Raw genomic sequence first — 6,980 nt, forward strand, 5'->3', positions numbered from 1 at the left:
AAAGTATTAGACACCTTTATTACAAATAAATCTCTTGTAATCCAAGTTATTCTTTTGTAAATCTTCGTGAGTTGATTTGATGACTTCTCCTGTTTCATCATTTATAAAGATAACACTATCAACATAGTTCACAATATCCAAGTGGTGACTTACAATTAACATCGTTTTATCCTTATAGAAACTTCCCATTAAAACATTTTCATAAATCTTATCTTTACTCATTTCATCCAAATTACTAAAAGCTTCATCCCAAAAAATAATTTTTTCACCTTTCAACAATGATTTGGCAATTAGTAATTTCTGGATTTGTCCTCCCGAAAGATTCTTTCCCTGTTTTAACAACTTCGATTGTAATTTATTGGGAAGTTTAGCAATGACCTCATCGGCTGTGGTATCAGCAAGTATTTTTGATAGCTTAGTTAAATCAGGAGAGTCATATTCAAAGTTTTCTAATACACTTCCTTTTTTCAATGTCATATTTTGCAAAATTACTCCCATATAGTTTTCTAGATGGTCACTATTATATGTAATCTTGCCAGAATATCTTAACATGCCAGTCAATAATAATAACAATGTAGATTTACCACTACCTGATTTACCTATAATTGCTATCTTTTCACCTTGAGTAATTTTCAAATTAACTGGTTTATACAGTGATTCATTTCCATAACCAAAGTTTAAATTTTCTGTCTGAATTATATAGTTTGAATCTAAGTCAAAATTAACATTTATTGGTAAATTTTCTTTTAGTATATCCCCCTGCTTTTCGGCATATATAGCTAATCGTGCTATTTCAAAAATTGAGGTTTTCACTTGTTCAATAGATGAAATCAATAATGAAATACTTGTTTGATATAATACTAAATCTGCTATTGAAACATTAAAAAATTTATTATTATAAATTACTGCTAAAATAACAATTGATAAACTAAAATAGCTAAATATACTTCCAAAAAGTTGAACAAAATTTTCAACTTTTAAAATTTGGGAATATTTGCTTGTCAAACGATTATTATTTTTTATCCATCTATCTTCCGTTTCCCTCTCGTTTCTCATTACTTTAATGTAATCTATATCTTCTAGATCAGATTGAAAATCTGAGTTGAAATCAATTAGATATTGTAGATAGGATTGATTATATTCGTTCTGCTTATGATATAGAACAGATGATATTAAAGAATATAATACAATCATAGAAACTAAAATTATAGTTAGTCTAAAAGAGATTATGACCAAATATATAAAAATTACAAATGATGAAACTAGACTTACTATTGAAGGGATTAGTTTAGATGCCACACTATCTCTCAATGTCGTTCTGAAACTGATTTTTTCAGAAATACTTCCATTGGTATGATTTCTAAAATATAGTAATGGTTTATTGAGCAATCTCTTAAATAAGATAGTTGTGTAAGATTTATCAAAATTACTATTATATTTTTCTAGCGCAAAATTCTTAATATAATATCCAAAAATTTGTAGCAACATAATAGTAAACAATAAGAGAAGACTTGAAATAAATTTTAAATTTCCAGCCATCATATTTCTTATTACAATTGAAAATAGCAAAACACTAATTTCAATCAAAAGTAACGAAATCAAAAAAGAGAAAATTGCTCTTACTTCCAGTGTGTTTTTAAAATATTTAAAAAATAGCGTCTTCACTTTTTGACGATGAAAATCAACGGTCGGTAATACGGTAATAACCGTTCCAGAATAGTGTTCTAAAAATTCATCCTTACTAAATTTAATTCTTCCTATTGCAGGATCCACAATTTTTATATAATTTTTGGTTATTTTTTCTAGAACAACAAAATGATCATTATTCCAATGAACAATCACCCTATTATTACCTCTAACACGTATTAGACTTATAACTTCATCAAAGTTAGCCTTATATGCCTTAATATCTACATTAAAGTTTTTATTCAGATTCAGTAAATAGGAAGCACTCAAGCCATCAGCTGGAAGTGAATCTCTTTCATAAACCTCGTACAAAGGTACTTTATAGCCTAAATCATTCAATAGCATTGTGTAACAAGCTAGTAAACAGTCCTCTTCATTATTTTGTAGAATTACTTTCATTATTCTTCCCCATTTATCAAAAGACCGGAGTTAAAATTTCAAGCGAAGAATCACTTTTCAAATATTTTGATACTGAGTAAACTATTCCTGCAAGTCCTGTCATTAAACCATAAGAATCGAAGTTGGTATTAAAACTGCACATCCAACCATATTTAATTCCAAATGAAAGCATTTTTCTATACTCCGAATTAATGATTTCTTCTAATTCCGAGCTATTTTCACCCCCATACAAATTATTATAGTAAGTTAATGCTAAAAGATTTCCACCGACTCCGTGACATAAAGTGAAATTATTCATATCAAATCCTATTAAGATAATTTGCTTTATTGCATGCTGAATATCTTCTACAAGCAAGGATTCTTCTTGTATACTTAAAATTTTAAATTCCTGATTTAACTTTAACTGAGCTAACCTAGATATTAATACTCCTGTTGACCCATGACACCATTGAGCATTTGAATCCGAAAACCTCTTATCTATCCAGCCTTGGTCTAATTTCTGCTTATCATCAAATTTTTTAGCATCCTCATACATTTCCTTAGCATCTCTACTGTTGAGTTTTCCGGCTAAATATAATAATGATATTTCGATACCTGCATTACCATGTGCTAAGCTAACATTATTACTTTCTTCTTTTCCCCAATAAATGTAGTTATTATTGCTGTCATATTGTTTAAGTTCTTCGAAGCGATTTATCATAGTTCGAAGAAACTCTTCTGAGTATTCGTCATCTTCACAAGCTAGTATTGAACTCGAAAATCCAGTTAAAAAATCCGCTGGCGTATTTTGCAAAGCCTGTTTAATCAAAGAAACTTTACTATTTAATATTTTTTGTGGGATTTCTTGTTTGGTAATTTGAGATATTCTTACTAAGGTTGATAGTATCCCTAATCTTCCAACATAGTAGGTCATATCTAAAATATTAGAATACACATTTACAAGTGTTTTAAACAAATAACACAAACATCTATAAACTTTTCTTTTTCTATTTTTATCTAACAAAGAATAACATTCTATTAAGCTTAATGCTACCCCCGAGATACCATCATAAATTGAATTATCCATTGGAACCAATTCAAAATTGTTATGATCATTAACTTTTAAAGTCATCCAATTAATACTTTCATCATCTGGGTCTAGGTACATTTTTGCAAGTATCTCATCTACAAGGTTATTCAAAGCATTAATCAAGATATTCTCTTCATTTCTAAAATCATCATATTTTTTATACAGTTCTTGCATTTCTGTACTCTCAGAATCACGATCAGCTTGAAGTGAAAATCTTATTAATTCAACTTGTTCAGATATCTTATCTTCAGTTAGTTTGTTAAGTTTCTCTGTAACAGAATACAAGGGAGTTTTCCTTATTTTCCAAACATCCGAATATCCATCGGTAACTATTGTAGAATTAGCTTCAATATAGAAAGATGGTATATCCATACTGAGTAATTGTCTAACTTCTGATTCACACAATTTACTACTATCATAGTGACTTAGCTTCTCTGACATTTTTTTAAAAAGTAAATCTTGTTTTTGGGAATATATTGGAGAAATAAGCAACTGACTAACTACGTCATATTCATGAGTATTTCTAAACAATATTCGTGTCTTTAAATCAGAATATTGCTGATACACTTCCAGAATTTCTTCCTTATGATTAAGAAAAAAATCACTCACTAACTTAAAACCATCTATTATGTCATTTACATAATTAGTAGCTACTAAATATTCCTTCTGACCCAAATATTCAAAGAATGGCAGATGTGATTGATATTTTGTTGCCTGAACAACTTTTTCAATTCTAATATCATCTCTGTAGTTATTAATGACTGTTTTAAATTCATTAACTAGTGTTCCACCAAGGATCCCACTTAAATCTCCTCCAAATATTTTTTCTGCTTCAGAAATTGGAAGTAATCCTGATGAAAGTACCGAGGATCGGCTTCTTTGAGTAATCTCCTTGGTTGCAAAGTTATCAGCTATTATTTCAAATGGTGATGTACTAAAGAGAGTTTCTACATCAACTAAAATTGGCGATTTCCCAGAAGAAAGAATATTTTCAAAATGTAAATCTGAAATATTAAAAATATACGCATAAAACAATAGGAAACCCATATTCGTGTAGTATTCCCTGGCCTCATTAGCATTTTTTAATTTTTGATTATTTATATATTGTTCCCAAAAATATCCATCTCTATCTAAAATGTTTGGAATAAAACGAATCTCTTTGTTAAAAAATTCACTTACCATTAAATCTATCTTTCGAAGAAATCTATTTGCTATAGAACTTTTTCTTTTATATACTACCTTTTGATTATTATAAGTGATAATACACACTCCCGTTCCGTCATGTATATCACCCGTAACTTCAATTTCAAGCTTATCCAAATCAGGTTTCAATTTATCAGAATGTAAAAAATTATTATCACACAAAAACCGAAAGTCTTTTACGAAAGTAGATTTCACTCGCTCGTGCAAGTCTAAGTATTTTTTCACTATTAATTGGATTCTATCATTAATTTCTGGAAATCTTATTTCAATTTCTCCAAAAATTTTACCACTACCACATAGTTCTTGATTAAAATAATCATAGCGTTCCTCAGGAGTGTTACCTTTTAGCTCGCCATTGACCCTTTTTTCATTAATTAAGTAAATCAATGTTGGCCTATAGTAATCTAATATAATTTTTTCTAGTACTTTTCTATTATTTGAATTCTCCAATGATTTGTAATTAAATTTCTGTTTAATTATAAGTAAAGGAAACTTATCAAATTGTTCATATAGTTGGTTATGCTTCATAAATCAAATATCCATTCCTTGTAAAAATATCTATCTTATTGCAAAAAAATAAAAGTTTGAGATATCTTTACCTCAAACTTTTAAGTCCATTAAGTTAATTAACACAACTTAATATGTAACAGATAAAAATACTTGAATGCTTAAGTAAAATTTTCTTGTTAAATAATTAGCAACATTTTAGTTTTTTTGTCCAAGTTGCTAGGTTACATTCATGAGTGAGAGTAAGAACCACTCCGTTTCCGGCACCAATAATTTGGTCTAGTTCCTCCATACTTACTTCTTATAGTGAGTTTACTGCTGCAATTTCTGCGATACTTTGATTATTTGTTGATTTCATGGATATTTCTCCTTTTTTAATTTAAATCAATATTAAGCATCTTTATCTAGCTACAATTACATTTTATAAGTACAAGATAAAGAAATGTCAAAATTTACCTTAAGAAAACCTAAAGAATTTAGTGGGCTTACATTTTACTTGATATTTTTGATATACTATAAATATGGAAAATTCAAATTATTTCACTAGGAGAGCTCATGGATATAGAAACGCCTTTTTTGACTAGGAAAATATTGGTTGTTGATGATGATGTTGCGTTAAATCATTCAATAAGGGAGATACTGTCAGTTTCTGGTTTCTCAAAAATATATAGTGCATACAGCATCAGTGAAGGAATAGAGTCTTTTGTTAAAAATTCTATTGATTTGATTATATTAGATGTCATGCTTCCTGACGGGGAAGGGTATTTATTATCAAAATATGTTAGAAAAAAATCTGATATTCCAATTCTTTTTCTAACAGCAAAAAATGAACCTGAAGATGAAATTCAAGGTCTACAATCTGGAGGAGATGATTTTATAACTAAGCCTTTCCTACCTAAAATTCTCATTTATCGTACGATTTCGCTTCTTCGGCGATCGTACAAAGAAGACAGTAAAACTATTAAATTAGATCATTGTATTATTAATTTAGGGAATGCAATTGTTGAAAAAGATAATGAAAAATTATCTTTAACCCCAATAGAAATTCAAATCATTCGAAAATTGTATGATAATAAAAACTATATTGTATCTACAGAAGCGATTTGTGATACGGTATGGGGTATTGATAGCTTTGGATATGAAAAATCTTTAATGGTTCATATTAGAAATATCAGAGAAAAAATCGAACTTAATCCTTCAAAGCCACAATACTTGGTTACTGTTAAAGGACTTGGCTACAAACTAATGGTGTAGGGAGCTTATACATGTTTAAACTACGTGTAGTAACACAATTTATTAGACGTTTTATTGTTTCAGTCATAGTAATGTCCATAATAAACATTTTTATTATAGTTTTTTTTGTTTTTAGCCAAGCAAATCAAACTAATGTGATGGATACAGTGAGTAGCCTAGTCGAACAACTTGATATCCGTTCTAATTCTGCCAAATTATCTAACTTAGGTAAAAAATTAGCTAATTCTAAAGAGGTATGGATTATGGTTTTAGACTCTGATAGTGGAAAGGAAATTTATGAATATAAAAAGCCAAGTGAAGTCCCAACACAGTATAGTCTAACTGACGTCGCTAAGTTTACACGTTATTATTTAAATGATTACCCTGTATTCGTACAAATTATTAACAATAAGATTCTTGTTTTTGGATTTTCAAAAGATAATGTGTTTAGATTTCCTTTCGATTATTATGAGAAATCCGACCTTCACAACCTCTTTATTTTAGCTTTTTTTCTACTTGGAATAAATTGCCTGTATCTATTAATCATTTATACCTACAGTACTAGAGTAGTCCAACGTAAAATTACCCCTTTAGTTTCAGCAATTCAAAAACTACCAGAAGGCCTAAGTGGCTCTGTTGCAACTCAAGATGAGCTAAAACAATTAACGGAGGCTATAAATATTGCTGACAATAAACTTAAAGAAGGGGATCTTTTTAAAGAAAATTGGATTTCTGGTATAGCACATGATATAAAGACACCTCTGTCCGTTATTATTTCAAATGCTTCTCTTATTAAGTCTGATACAGCAGATAAAAATCAATTAAGACGTTTACAATCCATCCTTAATGAGAGCTATTATATTCCTGTCGCTTATACCCCTCT

Annotated in this window: 5 protein-coding genes; 2 read left to right on the forward strand and 3 right to left on the reverse strand. The window is 29.1% G+C overall.

Annotated features, from left to right (window positions below):
- Positions 1-6: 6 nt before the first annotated feature.
- From H7U04_RS11070 to H7U04_RS11595, 3 genes are all read right to left on the reverse strand, one after another.
- Complete coding sequence (locus H7U04_RS11070) at positions 7-2,085, reverse strand: cysteine peptidase family C39 domain-containing protein (RefSeq protein ID WP_201059817.1); 2,079 nt, start codon at positions 2,083-2,085, stop codon at positions 7-9.
- Positions 2,086-2,101: 16 nt separating this feature from the next.
- Positions 2,102-4,885, reverse strand: coding sequence for a salivaricin 9 biosynthesis lanthionine synthetase SivM (gene sivM, locus H7U04_RS11075; RefSeq protein WP_110981360.1), 2,784 nt, complete (start codon positions 4,883-4,885; stop codon positions 2,102-2,104).
- Between the two features lie 166 nt (positions 4,886-5,051).
- Positions 5,052-5,156: a lacticin 481 family lantibiotic gene (locus H7U04_RS11595; RefSeq protein WP_260315580.1), complete on the reverse strand. Its 105-nt coding sequence runs from the start codon at positions 5,154-5,156 to the stop codon at positions 5,052-5,054.
- A gap of 263 nt (positions 5,157-5,419) precedes the next feature.
- Between H7U04_RS11595 and H7U04_RS11085 the strand changes: the two genes are divergently transcribed.
- The gene (locus H7U04_RS11085; protein ID WP_110981361.1) at positions 5,420-6,118 is read left to right on the forward strand and encodes a response regulator transcription factor; all 699 of its coding nucleotides are present in this window, start codon (positions 5,420-5,422) and stop codon (positions 6,116-6,118) included.
- Between the two features lie 11 nt (positions 6,119-6,129).
- On the forward strand, positions 6,130-6,980 hold an 851-nt coding region (locus H7U04_RS11090), incomplete at its 3' end, for a histidine kinase dimerization/phospho-acceptor domain-containing protein (protein ID WP_311633658.1).

The sequence above is a fragment of the Streptococcus sp. 22.1 genome, from assembly GCF_016648645.1.
Classification (GTDB): Bacteria; Bacillota; Bacilli; order Lactobacillales; family Streptococcaceae; genus Streptococcus.